Here is a 506-nt window from a genome sequence, read left to right on the forward strand (position 1 = left end):
GACTTTAGGCTATAAGAGGCTGACTAAAAGCAATCCAATCTCATGCCAAATTCTATTGTATAAATCTCGCTCTAAAGGCCGAAAAAATCAGCGCTCGACACGGACTCATTGTCACCACCCGTCACCTAAAATCTACTCAGCGTCGGCAAAGGAGCCATGGATTCTAGCAACTAACTTACCTGTTGAAATTCGAACACCCAAACAACTTGTTAATATCTATTCGAAGCGAATGCAGATTGAAGAAACCTTCCGAGACTTGAAAAGTCCTGCCTACGGACTAGGCCTACGCCATAGCCGAACGAGCAGCTCAGAGCGTTTTGATATCATGCTGCTAATCGCCCTGATGCTTCAACTAACATGTTGGCTTGCGGGCGTTCATGCTCAGAAACAAGGTTGGGACAAGCACTTCCAGGCTAACACAGTCAGAAATCGAAACGTACTCTCAACAGTTCGCTTAGGCATGGAAGTTTTGCGGCATTCTGGCTACACAATAACAAGGGAAGACT

The 506-nt window shown here is 45.7% G+C and carries 1 pseudogene; it reads left to right on the forward strand.

From position 1 onward, the window contains the following. Nucleotides 1-506: pseudogene (locus ACSIPU_RS30525) on the forward strand (IS4-like element ISVsa5 family transposase); the annotation flags it as partial.

The organism is Klebsiella sp. HN106 (assembly GCF_051209435.1).
Taxonomy (GTDB): Bacteria; Pseudomonadota; Gammaproteobacteria; order Enterobacterales; family Enterobacteriaceae; genus Klebsiella; species Klebsiella oxytoca.